The organism is uncultured Methylovirgula sp., assembly GCF_947646745.1.
Taxonomy (GTDB): Bacteria; Pseudomonadota; Alphaproteobacteria; order Rhizobiales; family Beijerinckiaceae; genus Methylovirgula.
Genome location: NZ_CANSHK010000008.1, coordinates 37,809 through 57,903, shown reverse-complemented (window position 1 = coordinate 57,903; position 20,095 = coordinate 37,809). Strand labels below are relative to the sequence as shown.

The following is a 20,095-nucleotide window of genomic DNA, read 5'->3' as shown; positions in this document are numbered from 1 at the left end:
TGCACGGATTCTGGTTTTTTTCTTCAACCGGTAATTCATACGCACGAGCTATGCCAACATTGTCTTTTTGTCTGACAATCAACGCATGACGCGACCTCCTGGCGCATGACAGATGTTTGTTAGCTTCGCGGAGAGGTACTCATAGTTACTCGAGCTCAATTTACTGAGCTGTCGACTTGTAAACGATCACCTTGTCCCAGAAGGCGCATTGATGTGCCTTCGAGAATTGCGCATCGCTGAATGTTGAAAGGCCATCGATATCTTGATCGAGATAGCGGCCGTTCCGCATATAGCGCGGCCACGGCTTGTCGCCCTGCCCGTTTGGATTGCCGCTTTGCGCAAAATTCGCCCAAGCATTGACGAGCGTGTCAGAAAGCTTTTGCTGAGCGCCGCTCAGGAGATGCGACTGGCCGAGCCGCCCGCCGTGATAAAGCGGCCAGTAATATTGAATGTCTCCTGTGTGATAAGCGAGGAATTGGAATCCCGGCATCGACGGCCAGTAGGACGGCGCAGTCTTGTCGCGAAATTCGTATGCGTAGACCGGCGTCTGCGCCGCCAGAATGTTCACGACATGCCGTAGTTTGCAGGCCGATAAATTCAAACGGCCGCCGTCCGTCTCAACGGCTACCCATTGCATCTGCGGACTTGAATATGCAGTGAGCGGATAATGCGCATTCACCGCCGCGACCGTGCCAGCCGGATAGGCAGGCGGTGAATAACCAGGGCCGGCATTGCCACCATAAGTGGCTTTTAGGTAAGCCTGAAACTGCGCTTCCGTCAGCGGCTTTCGCGGCGTTTCGCTGTATTCGGGAAGCGCGACGAAATAAGCGCCTTCGTTTTCAACGTTGCCGATCATGAGCGGCACGTGGTTGAACTTGCCGCTTTCAAAGGCATCGATAACCACCTTCGGCAGGATCGCGCCATCGGCAATGTTGTTGGCCATGAACGACGGGCGCGCAAAGGAAAGAATCTTGGCCGCCGGAAGCTTGCGTAGACACGCCGCAACGGCCGACGCTGTGCCAGCCCCGCAGCCTGCAGCCACGGAAAACGCCACGCCCTTGGCTTCCGCAAAGGACAAGGGTGTCAACGTCGGCATCGCACCGCTTTCGAGGATAGCGCGTGTGAACAGACCTTTGTCGAGCGGCGAGAGAACCTCGGCGCCGACATTTGTTGCGCCCGCCGATTGACCCGCGATTGTGATGTTTGTCGGATCGCCGCCAAAGGCCGCGATATTGTCATGCACCCAGCGCAGCGCGAATTGATTATCGAGAATGCCATAATTGCCGAACAAATGGCCTTCATGATCAAGCGCCGGACTGGCTAGAAAGCCGAAAAGGTTGAGGCGATAGTTGAAGGTGACGATTACGGCGTGTCCCTGAAGCGCGAGCTTGCTTCCGTCGTAATCATTGCTTTCCCCTTCGAAGTCGCCACCGCCATGACTCCAGAGGATCACCGGCAATTTCTTATTCTTCGCGGCCGCGGGCGCAAAAATATTGAGGTAAAGACAATCTTCGCTCGTCGAGGTCGGCCCGGAAAAGGGCGAATTCTCAATCTGCGCGCAGGTTGGTCCAAAGGCCGTTGCCCTGAGAACGCCTCTCCACGGCGCATGCGCGACGGGTGGCCGCCAGCGCAAACTTCCGATGGGTGGCGCCGCGTAGGGAATGCCGAAAAACTCGGCGAGACCGTTCTTTGTGACCCCCTGAACACGCCCCTGCGTCGTCTGAACTATGGAGCTGTAGCCATATTCGGAGCCATTCTTGGCGCGAGCGCGCTCAATCGTCTGCGCACCGAAGCAGCCGATTAGCATCGCTGTAACAACCAGGCGCCAAAAAGTTGGGCCGCCTTCCGTCATCCCGCCCCCAATCGTTTTCCAACCCGAACGCCAGCTTATTCGACCGCCAGCTTTAGCTATCCGACTTGTGACTTATTGTCTTATTGTCGGACAATCCCAAATAGACTAAGCATGGTTTTGTCGAGAAATCCAGCGCACGACGCGGTCGCTTCGGATTTTTTTGATGGAATTTTGCGAATTCGGCTAAATCGCAGCCGGGTTCGCTCTCATGCAGCCGGCTTGAATTTCAACATCGGCAAAAGCGCCAGGGATCCGAGCGCGCTCGCAACTACGATCACGAGCAGACCGGACCGATAGCTCCCTGTTCCTGCGACGATAAAGCCGATTACCGCCGGCGCGCAGGCGCCGACGAGATTGCCGACGCCATTGATGATTCCAATGCCTGTTGCCGTCGTGCCAGCCGGGAGAACGCGCAGAGCAAGGCCATATTGCGTGGGCGTCGCAACCCCCCAAGCGGCGGCACCGAAGGCAATGATCACCGCCGCTGCCTGCGGATCGGCGACGTGCGTCCCGATGAACGCAAGCGCACCTGCCGTCAGCAGGCCGCCGCAAGCCAATAACGCATATTTTCCGGTACGATCTGCGACGTATCCCGCAATAATTTCCGCGAAGAACATCAAGACGAATGGCAGCGCCGAATAAATCCCCATATGGTGCAGATCGAAATGGCGCACACGCTGCAGATAAGTCGGCAGCCAGCTGTTCAGGCCCCAAAGATAGGTTAGCAACCCGGCCCCGAAGCCCGTTAACATCCACACTTTCTTGTCGGAAAGAAGCGAGCGAATGTCGGCGACCTGCAGCCGATCGCTTGGTCCAACCGGTTGGGAAAACGCATTCCCGGCAACGGGTGGTTTATCGCGCACAATGCCGAGTACGAGCGGCATGACCACGAAAAAATTGAAGGCCCCAAGTACGTAAAACGAAGCGCGCCAGCCATAATTTGCGACGAGCCAAAGGGTTAGCGGAAACCCGACGGCTGAACCAACCGGGCTCCCCATCATCCAGACCGCGTTGGCGCGCGTTTGCTCGTTTTTTGGGAACCAGCGTTGGACAGTTTTGGAAATCAGCGAGAACTGCGGCCCTTCCGCGAGGCCAAGCAGGACACGATAGAAAATCATGCCGGCAAACGAACTGCAGGCGCCCATCGCGAACATGAGCAAGCCCCAGACGCCTGAGGCGCATCCCAGCGTGCGTCGTGGTCCAAAAAGATCGCCACCGACGCTCAAAAGAAGCGCGGAAGCGGCGTAAGCGAGGAGAAACGCCGTCATCAACATACCAAGAACGGCCGGATGAAAATTCGTCCCCATCGCGGCATTGAAGCCCGGATCGGTGAACAACACGGCAACACTGATTCGATCGAAAAAGCCCGATACCACCGAAACGAAAAGAACGGCCGCGATCCCCCAGCGCAACGGCGAATATCCCGATTTCTCTGAAAGCATGGACGGCGCCGCGGCGTCTTTTTTGTGCAAATCACTTTTGTCGTGCACAGCGAACTCCGTCATGACATGCCCTCCGCCGAGCCAATCGGCATCGACCATTTTGTTTTAATGTCTGACGATTTGCAATCAAGAATCAGGCCATCGAGGCGGACTCTGGAGGAGGCGCGAAAAAAACACCCGCCGGGCGGCGGCGGGGCGAGACGGCTGCATATCGGCGAGGTTTGACCGGAAAAATGCCGCAACGTGACTTTTGCGATATCAAACGGCGCCCTTCACCGTTTCGCCTCGCCTAGCCGATGATAGGCGCTCTTGAAAAAGACGAGCGGGCGCTTGCCCTCGTGCGGATTGCGCGCCAACGAAAGAATACGTCCAAGAATGAGAAGGTGATCGCCGCCATCGTATTGGGCGAACTTGACACATTCGAACCAGGCGAGCGCCTCTTCGAGAAGCGGTGCTTCGATAACGAGCCCATGGCGAGGCGAGAGGTCGCTCCATTTATCGCTGAGCGGCCGCGCAAATTTCGACGACAGATGTTCTTGCTCTTCGGCCAGGACATTGACCGCAAAATGGGCCGTCGCGAGCCAGTCGCCAAAGGAATGCGCTGACTTTGCGAGGCCGAAGGAGATCAGCGGCGGGTCGAGCGAGACCGAAGCGAATGAACTCACGGTCACGCCGAGTCGTTCACCTCCCGCATTCAGCGTCGTGACCACGGCGACACCGGTTGGAAAAAGGCCAAGTGCGTCGCGAAATTCGCGCGGCGTGAAGGGAGACATATCCCGGACGCTCACTCTCACGCCGGGAGAGCCAGCGCCGTATCGACGAGCTTTGTGGCGCGATCGAAATCGTAGGCGCGAAACATATTTTGCTTCACGAGGAACGACGCGCCTCCATAGAATTTTTCATATTGCTGAGAGCGGTTGCCGAATTCGGACCCGATGAAATCCCACGCCATGCGCATGAGTTGGATGCGCTCGCGCGCCCCGGCCGTCGCGCTCTGCATATAGCGCTCCATATCCGCCGCGGTTTCCGGGCTTTCGAGATCTCTGACCGATGAAGGCAAGGTGATCATGGCGGCGCCGCTCAATTCGCGAATGATCTCGACCATGCGCGGATTGATCTCCGACTGTAGCGCCATGACCGCATAGAGAGCTTGCCGCGATGGCCAGACGACACCATTGCCGTCGATCTGCGCCTTCACCTCCTGCGCTTCCAGCATCGTCTCCACAATGGAAACGAGCGCAGCAAGTTCACCCATCTGCACCATAACCGGAGGCACGGCATCGTTCCCGGTCATTTCGTTGATGCGTTTGGCAAGGCCGATCATGAAGCGCAGTTTCGTGACGTAACGCGCCTGCGCCTGTAAGTTGCCATAGAGATGCGCGGGTGTCTTCCACCACTGGTTCCAGCAGACCTGCAGGTTCCGATAAATGAAGACCCGCTCCCACGGAACGACGACGTTGTCGAGCACGACAAGACAATCAGATTCGTCGAAACGGCTCGAGAGCGGATGATCGAACGTGTTCGTCGCCTGCATGGCGAAGGGGCGCCGCGGATAGAGCCGCAGCCCCTCCGCGTTCAACGGGATAGCGACGCCGAACGCATAGTTTTCGTCGCCCGGCTTCAGTGGATGAATGCAGCTGAGATAAAGATAATCGGAATAGACGCCCGCCGACGCCAATTGTTGTGCGCCGGAGATGACGATGCCGCCGTCCGTTTCCTTAACGACGCCTGCATAGAGCGTCGGATCTTTCTGCTGATGCGCAGGCTTTGAACGGTCGATCTGCGGCGGTACGATCGCATAGGTTGCCCAAAGATGATTGTCCCGGAGATGTTCGTAAAACGACACGACGTTTTCCGCATACGCCTTACCGCCTTCGGCAAAGACCTCGGGCACGGCAGCGAAACCGGCGAAGAAACCGGACACGTGATCTGGCGAGCGGCCGATAAGCCCGAAGGAGGCTTCGGACCATAGCTCCGAGGCAAGACGCTTGGCGCGAAGATCTTCATGCGTCCGCGGAATTTGATAGGCCCGCCATATCGGCTGCCCCGATGGCGAGGCAATAGTCATGCGCTCGCGATTGGCGGGATCGGCGGCAATGTCGAAGAGCCGCGCCGAGGATTTCGCTGCGCCGGCAAAGGCCGGATGCGCGGCAACGTTCTTCACGCGCTCGCCGTCGAAATAAACCGAGCGGCCGTCGTCGAGGCTGCGAAGGAATTCCTCGCCGGTGCGCAGGTCCCGCGTTGCGGGCGCAGGCTCCGTCTTTGGCAATGCGGACCCGATCATCATGCTCTCCAAAACGACGGCGCACACGGCGCGAACAAAGGATTATATGTACATAATGTACATATATTCGCGCGTCAACGCGAATCCGTCCGTTGAATTGCGATGACGCTCCGGTCTAGGAATCACACCGCATAAGTGTTGAGGCGAATGCAGCGATCCGACGGGGGTCATTTGACCAGACGTAAGCAAGAAGCGGTCCGCGCAGACAAACCGCTGCGGCGCAAGTCGCAGCCGCGACCTTTTGTGCCGCCGGTTACGATCTCGAACGAGGCCTTCCTGGTCGATGGCCGCGACGATTGGCTGCGCGAGACGCTTTATCTCATGGTTCTGTCGATGAACCGGCTGCACGCGTTCCGCGAGGCGTTCGGGCGTGCGATGGATTTAACGCCACCGCAATTCGCGGTGCTCATGGGCACAGCCTATACACAGGGGACCGATGGCGTCAGCATCGGGACCCTTGCCGCGCACGTGCATCTCGCCCCCACGCATGTCACGACCGAAGTCGGCCGCCTCATTCGGCTCGGCTTGCTGGAAAAGCGTCCCCATAGCGAAGACCGGCGCAGCGTCCTCGTGCGCCTCACTTCTCAGGGCGAAAAGGCGATCAATGCCGTCATCCCCCTGGTTCGTTCGGTCAATGATCAGCTTTTCGACGGCGTGACGCGCGATGAAATGCAGGCAATTCTGCATTTCTTTCGACGTTTCGCGCACAATGGCGACATTGCCCTCGCCAGAATTCGAACCGCAGACCCATCAGTCCGAAAGCCTGCAGCAAAGTTACCGCGCTGACGCCGCAACCGCCTCTCAGGCGGGTGCCTTCACTGCCGCGCGCTGCTTGCGAACGTCCTCGATGGTGAGGCCGCCGACGCGTGCATTGAGTCGGCCGCCTGTCGCAAAACAGAAGATCAAGGCGATTTCATCGGGCAAAGGCGCGTCCGGGAGCGCCAAGCTCATCGTGCCGTAATGCGAGCGGATATAGACGTCGTCGATGGAATTCATCGGCACATCAACCAGTGCACCGGGCCCAGCGATCTTGGTCACTGACGATATCCATGCGTCGCCACCACCGATCGCATCGCGAATGGGGTTGGCGAAAACCGTCGTCAGCAGGGCATTTGCGTGCTCCGTTTCGCCATTGAGGCCGACAATGCCGGCCTTGCCATAAGCCTCGACCGGAATACCGCCCAACGCCGCCAGCGCTTGCGCCCCCATTTTCTTTCCGAGGCCGATGCTCGCTTCGGTAAGTTCGGAAAGATCCTCGACATAGCGACCGGCGTAGGGGTTCTTGAGAACCATGACCGAGGCGACTTTCCGCAGCGGCTTATCGGCCCTGCGGCCGGCTTCATAAAAGTGATCCTCCACGATTGTCGCAACTTTTCGAATTTGAATGTCCATCTAACCCGCTCAGTTTCCAAAATCAGCCGGCGCTAGTGTTCATATTGTATGACAACCTGTCAATGGCCCAAACCCGCGCCCGTGTTCACGACACCGAGGGTTGAACGTCGCACCGCCTTTCTCTCAAATCATAAAGCGCAATGCCGAAGCTCGGATGGCGACTAGGCGCAAAGTCGGGACCAGGGGTGGCCGCACATATCTTGAGTACGGGCATGGCCTCGTTTATGCTTGAATCACTTGCTGTTGTTGCGGACGATAGGGAAAGGGCGATTATCGAATTCCGTCACTCCGCGCCATGATCAGGTCCGGCCGCGGATCAGGGATTACGGAATCTCGATTTCGTCTAGGATTACAATGGATTTTAAAGTCTCGCCTCAAAGCGTCCAGGGACAGGCGGTCAGTAAGCTCCGCGATGCGATTGTCGCGGGCATATTCCAGCCAGGGGACCGGCTCGTCGAATCCGATCTCTGTGCGCGGCTCGGCATCAGCCGTCCGTCGGTGCGCGAGGCTCTGCGCAGCCTCGAAGCGGAGCGTCTCGTCGTCATCGTGCCCAACCGCGGGCCGATGATCCCGATCCTGACCGTTGAAATGGCTCGCCAGATCTACGACGTCCGTGCCCTGCTCGAAGGAGAAGCCGCTGCGCTATTTGCCGCGCAGTCCTCCACCGCCGCCGTCGCCGAGATGCGCCGTGCGCTGGAGGCCTTCGATGATGCCGTCAAACACGGTGACCTGAACGAAGAGATCCGCGCCACCCGGCGTTTCTACGAACCGATGCTGCTTGGGTGCGGCAACCGCGTGATCTACGAAGTGCTTGAAACGCTGAGCGCCCGAATCACGTTTCTGCGCTCGAAGTCCATGTCCTTGACCGGCCGCGCGCAAAAGAGCGCCCGGGAAATGCGGGCGATCCTCAAGGCCGTGGCCGCAGGAGATGCAGAGGCGGCTCGGGCCGCGGCGGTTGCCCATGTCCGGCAGGCCTGCAATGCCGCGGTGAAGGCTTATTCCGCGGATAAGGCGCCAGTGCCGAAATCCTGAGTCCGCCACGGCGGCCAGGTCAACTTTCGGCCGTTTCAAATAGCGGGACCGTCCCGGCCCAACGCGTCGCCAACGGCAGGGCGATGCCGAACTGATCGGCAATTCGGCCCACAGTCTGATCGACAATGTCGTCGATCGTTTTCGGCAGGGTATAAAAGGCCGGCACCGGCGGGCAGATGACCGCGCCCATGCGTGAAAGCTTCAACATGTTTTCGAGATGAATGTCGTTCAACGGCATTTCTCGCACCGCGAGCACCAGTTTGCGGCGCTCTTTCAGGACGACATCGGCGGCGCGCTGAATAAGGCCGCTGCCATGCCCATGCGCAATCGAGCCGAGGCTTTTCGCGGAACATGGCAGGATGACCATGCCGATCGTCTGAAACGATCCGCTGGAGATCGGCGCGCCGAGATCGTTATCCGAATAGCATTCGTCCGCCAGCCGCCGCACCGATGCGCTCGTATAGGAGGTCTCGTATTTGAGGGTTTGAATTCCCCATTTGCTCATGACCAGATGCGTGCGGATCGGCGTTTCCCGCAGCGCTTCGAGAAGACGGATGCAATAAATGGCACCGCTGGCCCCTGTGAGGGCGACGACCAGATCGGCGGACTTGGTTTGAATGCTCATCGCTCTCCAATCATGCGGGCAGAGCCCAGCGTCGAATAGGGGGTGAGGCTAACGTAGCAGGTCGCCCCATTTCTCTTCAATCGCGCGCGCCGCCGCCGGCGAGAGCGCGCTCGCGCGCGGATAGTCAGCAATATTGTGAAACGGCTTGCAGGCGTCGATAATCATTTTAGAGTTTGCCGTCGCCCCCTGCATCCGCGCGTCGGCGCTAAGGCGTGGATCGAGCGCCGAACTCCAGCCGTTGCGGATGATATCGACGGATTCGGAAGGCTCGGCGCGGGTCGTCACCGCCCACATCACGTCGGCGAGATTCGACGGATCGATATCCTCATCCACGACGACGACGACACGGCCCATATAGCTGTTGGCCGCGGCAACGAGCCCTGCGCGTTTGGCGTGGCCTGCGTAACGCTGCTTCAACGCGACGACCGTCATAAGCTGCGAAACATGCTGCCAGACACCGGTCACGTCCGAAATCCCTAGCGCCTCGAGATTGGCCCAGATTCCGGCCGCGCGGAACGGCAGGCCAAAATGAAACCGCGGCGGCTTCAGCGGCGGCGACCCGAAGAGGATCGGGTTGCTGCGATAGTGCATGCCGGCCACATCCATGACGGCGGCGGGGCGCCGATCCGCCGCGTAATAGCCGGTAAACTCGCCAAATGGTCCTTCCGGTAGACTATTCTGCGGAAACGGCAGCAATTCACCTTCAAGAACGATTTCGGCACGCGCCGGCAGCGGCAGACCGGTCACGGGCCCCTTCATCACTTCGATGGGAAAGCCCTTGATCGCGCCGGCGAAATCATATTCCGACTGGCCGCCCGGGAGATATTCGAACCCGGCAATGAACAAGGCCGGGTCCTGCCCGATTACGATCGCCACCGGACAGCCCCTACCCTTCGCCCAATATTTGTGGGCGATCATCGATCCGTGCCGCCCCGAATGATCGAATTGGATCGTCACGCGATTGCGGGAATGGACCTGCACGCGATAGATCGAGGCATTGACCCAGTTTTCATCCGGATCGCGCGTGACGATCAATGCGCCAGAGCCGATATAGGGGCCGCCGTCCTCCGGATGCCAATGCGGCGCGGGAAACATCGCAAGGTTGACATCATCCTCGCGCGCCGAATTTTCCATGAAGTCCGCCTCGCCGACGACGACAGGCGGAATAGGTTTCAGGCTGGTGCGCTTTTCCTTCCAAAGCTTCAGCGCGTCGAGCGGCCGCAAGTTCGGATCGAGCCCCAAGGCCAACGCCGCGCGCTTTGCGTTCGTCGTCGCGTTGGTGAAGACTCGAAATCCCTTGGCATAGCCAGGAATGTCGTCGAAGAGCAGCGCCGGGGCATGAACAAGGCCGGCGGCGACTTCTGTTATGCCACCGATCTCGTGAAAGACCTGCGCTCCAGCAATATGGCGCACCGAGCCGATCTGCTCGGCGAGCGCGATGAATTCCCGAAGATCCTGATAGGCGACGCTCATAACGCTCCTATTTTTACGAATTGCGGTCAGCGCGCATACCGCAAAATTCATTCCATCCAATATTTAGACTGCGGCCTAAAGCCGGTCGCGCCAGACTGTCTGGACGTTTGCAAATTCCGTGACGCCAAAGGTTGAGAGTTCGCGGCCATAACCGCTTAATTTGACGCCGCCGATGGGGACGCGCGGATCAGACGACGAGAAGCCATTGATAAAAACCCCGCCCGCCTCGACGCGCCGCGCGGCTTTCGCGGCGAGGTCCAGATCATTCGTCCACAAATTGCTGCTCAGACCGTATTCGCTGTGGTTGGTCAGAGCTATGGCTTCATCGAGGTCCTCGACGGTGGTCAAAGCGGCGCAAGGGCCGAAAGTCTCCTCATCGAAGGCCGCCATACCTGGCTTCACGTCGCCCAAGACGGTAGCCTGATAGAAGTACCCTTTGCGATCGGCACGACCACCGCCGGCGAGAAGTTTTGCACCGGCCCGCTTTGATTCCTCAACCTGCTTATGAAGCCCCTCGCGAAGATCAGCTCGCGCCATCGGCCCCAGGAACGTGTCACGATCGAGCGGATCGCCGAGTTTCAAAACGCGGACGCCCTCGACGAAACGCTCGGTGAATTCATCGGCGATCGGCTTTTCCAGGATAAAGCGCTTCGCTGCGATGCAGACTTGTCCGTTATTCTGAAAGCGAGCCTTGATACCAGCGGACACCGCCCTGGATAGGTCGGCATCCTTCAAAACAATGAAGGCGTCCGATCCGCCGAGTTCGAGAACGGACTTCTTTAAAAGTGCGCTTGCCTGCGACGCCACAGCCGCGCCGGCCTTTACGCCGGCCGTCACCGTGACCGCGGCAACGCGCCGATCGGCAACCACGCCCGCAATCTTCTCCTGCGGAATATTGAGCACCGAAAACAAGCCCTCAGGCAAGCCACTCTCCCGGCACGCATCCGCCAAGTTGAACGCCGAGCGCAGAACGTTGCGCGCCGGCTTCAGCAGGAACGGGTTACCCGCAAGCATGATTGGCGCCGCGGCGCGAAGAACCTGCCATAGCGGAAAATTCCACGGCATCACGCCGAGCACGGTCCCCAGCGGCAGATAGGAAACATAAGCCGTGCCGGTCGCGACCGGCATCGGCCGGTCTGCCAGCATCGCCGGACCATGTTCCGCATACCATTCGCATTGGCTCGCGCATTTCAGAACTTCGGCTTCAGCTTCGCCGATGGTCTTGCCCATTTCGAGGGTGATGACCAGAGCCAACTTGTCGAGGTTTTGCCGCAGCGCGGCGCCGAGCCTGCCGAGCATTTCGGCGCGCCGCGCAACCGGCGTTTCCTTCCAGACGCGAAACGCGCCGCCGGCGCCGGCGAGTCTCTGCTCGAGATCCGTATCGCTCAGATCGGGAAACGTCTCGATCGTCTCTTCGGTGAAGGGATTGATCGAGATCGCCTGGTCGCTTGCTCTCATGGTCTTAAGCTTCTCATCTCGCCGCCGGAACAGCATAGGCGCCGGGCCACAGCGATCCGGGTTATGATCGAAGGGCCGTCACAACTATATTGTCATACAATATGTCAATATGGACCATCGCCGTCAACGCGCCGCCTGACCCAACCACGGCAAATTGCCTAAAAGCCTTGCTGCCGATGATTATTTGTTGGACGCCATCCAGCTTGACGGTCAGAGGCCCACAATTTTAAGATCGTCTGACAATAAAGCGGAGCTCGGTTCTCGTGGCTCGGTCGATTTTGGTCCGCGAAATGGCCGCGATGGGTTAACAGGCTAACGTCGACAGGCTTGCCAGGATTGGCACGCTAACCGCATCGCGTACCTAAACTGGGGCACTGGATGAAGACTGCGATCGTCAATATCGGCCGAATTGTCAGCGGGGATTGGAAAGAGCCGTTTCAATCCGGCGATGCAATTCTTTGTGAAGACGGCCTCATCCAATCGGTCGGCAGTCTATCGGCTCAGGAAATAGGCTCCGCCGATGTCGTGATCGACGCCGACGGCGCGGTCGCGATTCCCGGCCTGATCGACAGCCATGTGCATATTACGTTCGGCGATTATACGCCGCGGCAGAAGACGGTCGGCTATCTCGAAAGCTATCTCCACGGCGGCGTGACAACGGCGATCTCCGCGTCGGAAGTGCATGTGCCCGGCCGCCCAAAGGACCCGGCTGGCGTCAAGGCACTGGCCGTTGCCGCGGCGCGCTGTTTCAAGACCTATCGGCCGGGCGGCATGCGCGTCCACGCAGGCTCGGTCATTCTCGAGCCGGGTTTGACCGAGGCGGATTTTGCCGAACTGCGCGATCAGGGTGTCTGGCTCGCCAAAGCCGGGTTCGGCGCCTTTGCGACGCCGTTCGATTATGCCGAGCCAATCGCCTGGGCCAAACGTGCCGGTATGGTCACGACCATGCACACGGGCGGTTCCTCCATTCCGGGTTCGTCCGGAATCTGGGCGGACCATCTCCTCGCTGCGCGCCCGCATGTCTCGTTTCATGTGAACGGCGGCCCGGTTGCGATGCCGGACAGGGATTTTCCTCGCCTTGTCGAAGAATCCGAAATCGCCCTGCAGGTCTGCACAGCGGGGAACCTGCGTACGACGCTGCTCGTCGCCAATCTGGCGCGGAAGGCCAATGCGTTCCATCGGCTGTTGATCGCAACCGACACGCCGACCGGCAGCGGCATCATGCCGCTTGGCATGCTTTATACGATCTCGCATCTGGCGAGCCTCACCGATCTCGCGCCCGAACTCGCAATCGCCGCGGCAACAGGAAACAACGCCGAGGTCTATAGGCTGAACGCCGGTTTTCTCAAAAATGGCCGCGACGCGGACATTGTCCTCATCGATGCCTGCGCCGGCGGCTCGCAAGACGACGCACTGTCCGCGCTCCGCAACGGCGATGTCACCGCGGTCGGGGCTGTCATCACCGGCGGCATTCCGCGCTTCGTCGGTCGCAGCCGCAACACGCCGGCGACCATCCGCCGTATCCGCGTCGCCGAATGCCGTCTGCCTATGGATTTCTCGGGAGCGGAACATTGAGCAAAGCACCCAAACTTCTCATCGTCGGCGGTGGTCCGGTCGGAATCGTCTCGGCCGTCGCCGCGGCGCAGGCCGGTTTCGCGGTGGAGCTGATCGAGGCCGCAAACGAAATCGACACGCGGCCGCGTGCTTCAACGACGCATCCGTCGACGCTCGAGATGATCGACCGAATCGGCCTGTTCGATCGCTTCGTCGCCGAGGGCCTGGTCGCGCGAGAGTTCCAGTTCTGGGATCGTGAAACAAGCACGCTCGTCGCGACCTTCGATCACGAGATCCTGCGCAACGACACGCGCTTTCCATTCGTCGTTCAAACCGAGCAGCACAAGCTCGCCCGAATGGGACTCGACAAGCTCCGCGAATATGGCGTGAACGTGCGTTTCGGCGTGCGCGCCGTCGCCTGTCGGCAGAATACCGATCGCGTCCTCGTCGACGCCGAAACGGGCGAAGGCCCGGAGACGCTGAACGCCGATTGGGTTATCGCTGCCGACGGCGGCCGCAGCGCGATGCGCAAATCGCTCGGAATTTCCTTCGACGGCTATACTTGGCCCGAGCGTTTTGTCGTTCTCACCATCCTCGACGACATGCATGCGATCAATGGCTACGCCTTCCGGAGCTATTTTGCCGGGACCGGCGAATGGGCCAATCTGTTCAAGGTCGCCGGCGACGACGGCAAAGGCCGCTGGCGCGCGGTCTTTCCCACGGCGGTCGAGGAGACCGACGAAGAGGCACTGTCCGACAGCGCCGCCATGGCGCGCCTCAACCGGCTCTACCCGTTGGAGCGGCCCTACCAGATCGTCCACAAGAACCTTTACGCCGTCCATCAGCGGGTCGCAGAAACCTTCCGGATCGGCCGCGTTCTGCTCGCCGGCGACTCGGCTCATGTCAACAATCCGATCGGCGGATTGGGCCTCAATTTCGGCATCCACGATGCGATGGATGCCGTTGGGACGCTGTCAGCGGTCGCGTTGCGCGGCGAAGATCCAGCGATGCTCGATCATTATTCGCGGCGGCGCCGGTTCTTGAATGTGAAATTCGTCCAGGAGCAGACGGTCGCCAATAAAAAGCGTCTCGAAGAAAAAGATACGGCATCGCGCCAAGCGAGCTTCGACATATTGCGGACGACCGCCGCCGATCCCGCGCGGGCCCGTGCCTTCCTTCTGCGTTCATCGCTGATCGACAGCGTCCGTGAAGCGGCGGAAGTCGCCTGAGACATCATAAGAGCCGGCTTCCCGCCGCGACAAGGAGATATTATGCAGGGCGCATCGGTTTTGTTTTCGGAAATGACGCCGCCAGCAGGCCAGGAGCAGCGTTTCCACAACTGGTATGACGAAGAGCACATCCCGCTGCGCATGGATGTTCCGGGCTTCGTCTCCGCGCAGCGCTATCGTGATCTTGCGGACGACGCGAAAGGCTTTCTTGCCGTCTATGAAATGACCGACCCCGGCGTCATGAAGACGCCTGCCTATCAAGAGGTGAAAACGAAACCGAGCGAGACGACGCGCGAAATGCTGAGCACCGTCTTAGGATTCACGCGCTATATCGCGGCCGAGACCAGCGTGCGCCGGCAGCCGAACGAACGCGGCATCAGCGCAATCGATGCACCGCTCCTTTATGCGGTCTGGTTCGAAGTGCCGGAAAGCGCGCAAGCCGATTTCGACGCCTGGTACGAGCTCGATCACGTTCCACACCTGATGGGCTGCAAGGATTGGCTGATGGTTCGCCGCTTTCGCGTGATCGACGGCGAGCCGACATCCGCCAACCGGCTCGCGTTGCATTATCTTGGCGACCGTTCGGCGCTCGATTCGCCGGAGCGCGCGACCGCCCGCAAGACGCCGTGGCGCGAAAGGCTCGCCGCCCTTCCCTGGTTTTCCGGCCGCTATAGCCTGTTCGAGCGGCTTGGTGCCCGCCAGATCGGCTGCTTACGCTGAAAGCGATTAGGCGGGGCCAACGATGAGCAAAGTGCGTATCGCGCATATCGCCGGCCCCACGGCGACAATTCAGAATACACCGCCGCTCGTCACCTCAAACAAGGCGCGCGAGAAACATGGCCTCCCCGCGCGCCACAACCCCGATGGGTCTCTGCCGGCGTTTGATGCGCTGCGGCCGCAACGCTTGGCCGCGCCGGCGCGCATCTATGTGGAACAATTTTCCGCGCATCCGCTCGAAAGCGATGCCGCGGCGCTTTACGACGCACCGGACGGCTATATCGGCGAAGATGGAATCTTTCGCCGCGTGCGGGCTAAGGCCGGCGACAGACCTGTCTACGAAGTCGAGCTTCGGCCGGAGGACGGCCTCTATCCGTTGCCTTACATGGCCCGCCAGGCAAACGGCGAGCCGTGGGAGGACGAATGCGCCACACCGGGCGCGTCGGCCGAGAGAGCCCGGCAGACTTTCTTCCCGGACGGATCACGTCTTTTCGAGGAGATCGATCGGCTTTCGGTCGGTGGCGACGGCATGGCCAGTCCCATCTCGTCCATGGCCGATATTTCGTTTTATCGTGCGACACCCTCCGCCGGTGCTGCACCCGAGCGACGCGGCAGAGATTACTTTTCCTATCGCCCGCTGCATCTCGCCACGCAGGCGCCGCGGCCGGCACTCGCGACGATCACCAATGAGGTGCAGAAGATCGCCGCCAGCGGCGCGCATGACGGACTGATTTGGACGCAGGGCAGTCCGCAGATCGAAGAGACATCCTACTGGTTCAATCTGTTGATCGACACGACGCTGCCGATCTGCTGCAACGCCGCACAACGTCCGCAAGGACAGATGAGCCATGACGGCCCGAAAAACATCGCCGACTCCGTCCGCTTCCTTGCTTCGCGGGTGTGGGCCGACGCCGAGGGCCGTAACAAATGCGGGACCGTCGTCATCCAGGAGCAGCAGATTTTCGCGGCGCGCGACGTCGCCAAGGGCGACGCGCGTCCGGGCGGCTATATTGCGACCGGCGGTGCTGGCGGCATTCTCGGCCAGGTCGGCCATCTTGGCGCGGTCGCCCTGACCTATCTGCCCGCTTATAAACATACGTATCTATCGGATGTGAACATCAACCGCCTGCCGGAAAACAGTCGGGCCGTTCGCAGGCATACAGCGGCCACGATCGAAACCTTCGAAATCGCCATCAAGGACGCGCGCAACAACCTCCTTCCCGAGGCGATCCCCGTGGTTTCGATCGTCAAGGACGGCGCCTATTCGACGCTCGACTATGGCGATGATCCGGCGCTCGAAGGTGATCTGAAAGCCTCGATCGACCACAAGCTTGGCCTCGACCGTCTCGCTGGCTTCGTCATCGAAGGCCTGGCGCCCTATGGCCACAGCGCTTCGACGGCGCGCGAGAAAGTCCTGCTTCAGGCAGTGTTCAGTGGACTTCCCGTGTGCCGGGTCGGCCGCGGCGCGCAGGGCTTTGCCGATCCGCATCCCTATCAGATAGCGGCTTCCAACCTCACCGCCACGAAGGCACGCCTGTTGCTTATGGCCTGTCTGATGAAGTTCGGCAGCCTGCCGCCCGCCGAGGATCCGAAAAACCCCACCGCCCACGAGTTGGCGCGAATTCGTGCGGAATTAGCGGCGTATCAGGCGATTTTTCTTTCGCATTAAAGGGGCGCCCCACCAGAGCAACCCGTTGCGTTGACGCACCAGCAACAGCGCGGATCGCGAAGAAAACCGACAAGACTGGCTGCAAAACAATTTGACGGAATACAGCTAAGTCATGGAGCGGGCGAAGGGAATCGAACCCTCTTATGCAGCTTGGGAAGCTGCCCGTTCTACCATTGAACGACACCCGCGCCGATGGGCAATCCTTCCCTTCGCGTTAACGAATCCAGCAATAGCTCTCGTCTACAGGCTGATTATTCCTGCGCTTCCGGCGCCGGTAAAAACCGGCACGTAAGCCGAACGAAGCCGATGTTCGAGGCGCCTGTCTTCCCCGGCTCCCCCTTCGACCCTGCGCGGCAAGACGACGACGGACCTGTCAGCGGATTTGAGGAGGGCTTCGATCGCGCGAACCGCCCAAACGATCACGGCATCAGATCGTCGCCGCGCAGCGGCAGGCTGCTGTCATAGGCATGGCGCGCGCGCGCGTCCTCGAGATCGAGTTCGCGCTCGATCCGCCGCCGCGCTTCGTCCGTGATTGCGTCCTTGTCGTAAAGCTCGGCGATCTTGCGCCGCTCGGCCTCAATGAGACTCAATTGGACTTTGAGCCAATCCTCATACTGATCGTCGACCCGTTTTAGCGCGCTGATCAGCGTATCGCGACGGTCGCGTTGGCGATTCTTCAAAACGCGCATCGTTCCGGACGATATGCCATCAGAACCTACGCCATTGAGCTGCGCGAGTGCCGCCTCGACTCCGGCGACACGGGCGCGGATTTCGCGATCCTTGGCCGTTGCGAGCTCACGCCGTCCCTCAACGTCAAGGCCGAGCTTGCGCACCACGAAAGGCAGGCTCAGCCCCTGCCCGACCAGCGTGGCAAGGATCACGGCAAAGGTGATGATGAGCACGACGTCGCGCTGCGGAAACGGCGCGCCATCGACCATGAACGGGATCGACAAAGCCGCCGCCAGCGAAACGACGCCGCGGATGCCGGTGAAGCCGATGAAGATATCGTGCTTCCATGGCAGCGCCCGGCGGCCGCGGCTCTTGCGCACCAGATCGCGCGGAATCCGGGTCAGGACCAAAACCCAGATCAGCCGCACCGCGACGGCGGCGAGAATAACGACCCCGATGGCGAGCGGCAGTTTTTGCCACGACTCCTGGCGCAGACTCGCAATGATCGGCCAAGCCTGCAGGCCGGTGATGACGAAAATCGAGCCTTCCGTGACATAGACGACGAAGCGCCAGAAGAAATAGCCCTGCAAACGCGTCGCAGGCGGAATGGAACCGGCGCCGTTGGCGCTGACATAGAGCCCCGCCGCCACCGCCGCCAAAACGCCCGAGCCGCCAAGCGCCTGCAGCGGCCAGAAGGCGATATAGGGCGTGAGCAAGGCGATGGTCAGTTCGATTTGCGGATCGCCCATATGCCGGCGCAGCCGCAAGGTGGCCCAGCCGACGGCAAGCCCCCAGGCGACGCCGGCGATGGCGACGACGATGAAAAGGCCGGCCGCCTCCGGCAGGGAAAAACTGCCGCGCTCGACCGCGGTGACCGCAAAGCTGAACAGAATGAGCGCCGTGGCGTCGTTGACGAGGCCTTCGCCCTCGAGAACGGTGACGATGCGCCCCGGCAGCGCCAGCCCGTCGGTGATCGCGATCGGCGCCACGGCATCCGGCGGCGCGACGATCGCGCCGAGGACGAAGCCGAGCGCCAAGGGCCAGCCCAAGAGGCCATGCACCGTGACGGCGACCGCCGCCGCCGTGGCGCAGACGCAGCCGACCGCCAGCAGGAAAATGTCGCCGAACTCGCGCTTGAAGCCGCGCCAACTCATGCCGACGCCAGCAATATAGAGCAAGGGCGGCAGCAAGACCTGAAGAACGATGTCAGGTTCGATCGGAATGCGCGGCAAGTGCGGCAGAAAGCTCGCCGCAATGCCGAAGATCACCAGGAAGATCGACGACGGCATACGCAGCCTGCGCGCCATGATGGCGCCGATCGCCGTCAGGGCGATAAGGGCAAAGGTGATCAGCGCAGGGTGCGACATGTCGCGGTCCGGTTAAAGGGCCTGAACGGGCAAGGGCGGCGCCCTTTTAGAACGGGAACGGCCGGGAGCGAAGTGCAGCCTTACGGCATGCGGAAGTGCTTGGAGAGTTTCAGGCCTTGGCCCTGATAATTCGAGCCGCCGACCTGGCCATAAAGCGCCTGCGGCGCCTCGGCCATCTTCTCGTAGACAAGCCGGCCGATCACCTGTCCGTCCTCAAGGATGAACGGCACTTCGTGGCTGCGTACTTCGAGGACGCCGCGGCTGCCGGGATCGCCGCTCTCGGTATAGCCGAACCCCGGATCGAAGAAGCCGGCGTAATGGACGCGGAATTCGCCCATGGCCGGGTCGATCGGCACCATCTCGGCAGCAAGGTCGCGCGGGATATGCAGCTTCTCTTGCGAGGCGAGAATATAGAATTCGTCCGGATCGAGGATGAGCCTCTTGTCCGGCCGGGCGCGGATCGGCTCCCAGAAATCGCCGATGTCATAGGCGCCGACGCGATCGACATCGATGATGTCGGTATGTTTTTGCGCCCGGTAGCCGACGATCTCGCCGATTGTCTCGGTGCTCAACGCGACGCTGAGCACGAGGCCGTCGCGCAGGTTCAGCGTTTCGCCATCGACGAGCTTTTGCTCGCGATGGCGCAGCGCAAGGTCCTTGTCGCTCAGCGTGAAGTCGGTATGCGAAAGCTGCGACGAATTGAGCCGGCGAAAGCGGATTTGATTGAGCTTGCTGCCCTCGTGGACGCGCACGCTGAAGCTGCGCGGCGAAACCTCCGCATAAAGCTGGCCCTTATAGCCTCTCGCAACGACATCAAAGACTTCGCTTTCGTCGGTGATAAGCCGGGTGAAGATGTCGAGACGCCCGGTCGAGCTTTTCGGATTGGCGACGGCCGAAATGCTGTTCGGCAGCACGAGCGATTCCAGCAGCGGGATGACATAGACGCAGCCGCGCTCCAGCACGGCGCCCGGACCGGTCAAACTGATCTCATCGAATTTCAGGTTTTGCAATTGCGCGGCGACCGTCCGGCTTTTGCCTGGCAGAAAGCTCGCGCGCACCCGATAGGCCTTCGGGCCCAGCCGCAAGTCGAGACTCGCGGGCTGTTTCTGCGAAGCCTCGATCGCGTCGCGCGCGCGGATCATCTCGCGCCGCAGCATGATGTCTATTTTCTCGCGGCCGAGGAGGCCGAATGCGTTCCCAAAAAGTAGGGAGGCACTCTCGTCCTCGAAAAGGGCGGAGAGGGTCGCTGTTTCCATGTCTATCGGCTCGGAATGGTCACGTGAGCAGGCCCGCCGGGCGTCTGAGCGTCAAGGCGTAAGCCCGGCTGCCAAC

At 60.5% G+C, this 20,095-nt stretch carries 16 protein-coding genes and 1 tRNA gene; 6 read left to right on the top strand and 11 right to left on the bottom strand.

The genetic code is table 11. The features are described 5' to 3' along the window. Window positions 1–160: 160 nt before the first annotated feature. From Q0025_RS03835 to Q0025_RS03820, 4 genes are all read right to left on the bottom strand, one after another. Window positions 161–1,807, bottom strand: coding sequence for a carboxylesterase family protein (locus tag Q0025_RS03835; protein WP_297296187.1), 1,647 nt, complete (start codon window positions 1,805–1,807; stop codon window positions 161–163). 251 nt (window positions 1,808–2,058) lie between these two features. Beyond that, a complete protein-coding gene (locus tag Q0025_RS03830; protein ID WP_297296185.1) occupies window positions 2,059–3,393 on the bottom strand; it encodes an MFS transporter in 1,335 nt (444 codons plus the stop codon). Window positions 3,394–3,566: 173 nt separating this feature from the next. Further along, entirely contained in the window at window positions 3,567–4,082 is a 516-nt protein-coding gene (locus tag Q0025_RS03825; protein WP_297296183.1) for a flavin reductase family protein, read from the bottom strand. Between the two features lie 2 nt (window positions 4,083–4,084). Then, a complete protein-coding gene (locus Q0025_RS03820) occupies window positions 4,085–5,578 on the bottom strand; it encodes a 4-hydroxyphenylacetate 3-hydroxylase N-terminal domain-containing protein (RefSeq protein ID WP_297296181.1) in 1,494 nt (497 codons plus the stop codon). A gap of 171 nt (window positions 5,579–5,749) precedes the next feature. Between Q0025_RS03820 and Q0025_RS03815 the strand changes: the two genes are divergently transcribed. Then, entirely contained in the window at window positions 5,750–6,364 is a 615-nt protein-coding gene (locus tag Q0025_RS03815; RefSeq protein ID WP_297296179.1) for a MarR family transcriptional regulator, read from the top strand. Between the two features lie 15 nt (window positions 6,365–6,379). On the opposite strand, the gene Q0025_RS03810 is transcribed toward Q0025_RS03815, so the two are convergent. Then, a complete protein-coding gene (locus Q0025_RS03810; protein ID WP_297296177.1) occupies window positions 6,380–6,970 on the bottom strand; it encodes an amino acid synthesis family protein in 591 nt (196 codons plus the stop codon). Window positions 6,971–7,324: 354 nt separating this feature from the next. Between Q0025_RS03810 and Q0025_RS03805 the strand changes: the two genes are divergently transcribed. Further along, the gene (locus Q0025_RS03805; RefSeq protein WP_297296175.1) at window positions 7,325–8,002 is read left to right on the top strand and encodes a GntR family transcriptional regulator; all 678 of its coding nucleotides are present in this window, start codon (window positions 7,325–7,327) and stop codon (window positions 8,000–8,002) included. 19 nt (window positions 8,003–8,021) lie between these two features. Here Q0025_RS03805 and Q0025_RS03800 read toward each other — a convergent pair whose 3' ends face one another. The 3 genes from Q0025_RS03800 to Q0025_RS03790 all read right to left on the bottom strand — a co-directional run bounded on the left by Q0025_RS03800 (window position 8,022) and on the right by Q0025_RS03790 (window position 11,558). After that, window positions 8,022–8,627: a UbiX family flavin prenyltransferase gene (locus Q0025_RS03800; RefSeq protein ID WP_297296173.1), complete on the bottom strand. Its 606-nt coding sequence runs from the start codon at window positions 8,625–8,627 to the stop codon at window positions 8,022–8,024. A gap of 48 nt (window positions 8,628–8,675) precedes the next feature. Next, window positions 8,676–10,100, bottom strand: coding sequence for a UbiD family decarboxylase (locus tag Q0025_RS03795; RefSeq protein ID WP_297296171.1), 1,425 nt, complete (start codon window positions 10,098–10,100; stop codon window positions 8,676–8,678). A 75-nt stretch (window positions 10,101–10,175) separates the two neighbouring features. Beyond that, complete coding sequence (locus Q0025_RS03790) at window positions 10,176–11,558, bottom strand: NAD-dependent succinate-semialdehyde dehydrogenase (RefSeq protein WP_297296169.1); 1,383 nt, start codon at window positions 11,556–11,558, stop codon at window positions 10,176–10,178. Between the two features lie 378 nt (window positions 11,559–11,936). Here Q0025_RS03790 and Q0025_RS03785 point away from each other — a divergent pair, with 378 nt between their 5' ends. Genes Q0025_RS03785 through Q0025_RS03770 form a run of 4 tightly spaced genes read left to right on the top strand, consistent with a single transcriptional unit; the run spans window position 11,937 to window position 16,727 of the window. After that, window positions 11,937–13,133 (top strand): amidohydrolase family protein, encoded by a 1,197-nt coding sequence (locus Q0025_RS03785; protein ID WP_297296167.1) that lies wholly within the window; start codon window positions 11,937–11,939, stop codon window positions 13,131–13,133. Continuing rightward, window positions 13,130–14,341, top strand: a complete 1,212-nt coding sequence (locus tag Q0025_RS03780) for an FAD-dependent monooxygenase (protein WP_297296165.1) — start codon at window positions 13,130–13,132, stop codon at window positions 14,339–14,341. The genes Q0025_RS03785 and Q0025_RS03780 overlap by 4 nt, the downstream gene beginning before the upstream one ends. A 42-nt stretch (window positions 14,342–14,383) precedes the next feature. Then, window positions 14,384–15,061 (top strand): DUF4286 family protein, encoded by a 678-nt coding sequence (locus Q0025_RS03775; RefSeq protein ID WP_297296163.1) that lies wholly within the window; start codon window positions 14,384–14,386, stop codon window positions 15,059–15,061. A 22-nt stretch (window positions 15,062–15,083) separates the two neighbouring features. After that, window positions 15,084–16,727 (top strand): asparaginase domain-containing protein, encoded by a 1,644-nt coding sequence (locus tag Q0025_RS03770; RefSeq protein WP_297296161.1) that lies wholly within the window; start codon window positions 15,084–15,086, stop codon window positions 16,725–16,727. 113 nt (window positions 16,728–16,840) lie between these two features. Here Q0025_RS03770 and Q0025_RS03765 read toward each other — a convergent pair. The 3 genes from Q0025_RS03765 to Q0025_RS03755 form a co-directional block, all read right to left on the bottom strand. Further along, window positions 16,841–16,915: transfer RNA gene (locus Q0025_RS03765), tRNA-Gly, on the bottom strand. Window positions 16,916–17,146: 231 nt separating this feature from the next. Next, window positions 17,147–18,763: a Na+/H+ antiporter gene (locus Q0025_RS03760; protein ID WP_297296159.1), complete on the bottom strand. Its 1,617-nt coding sequence runs from the start codon at window positions 18,761–18,763 to the stop codon at window positions 17,147–17,149. 80 nt (window positions 18,764–18,843) lie between these two features. Next, on the bottom strand, window positions 18,844–20,019 hold the full coding sequence (locus Q0025_RS03755; protein ID WP_297296157.1) for a 2'-deoxycytidine 5'-triphosphate deaminase: 1,176 nt from the start codon (window positions 20,017–20,019) through the stop codon (window positions 18,844–18,846). Window positions 20,020–20,095 lie beyond the last annotated feature (76 nt).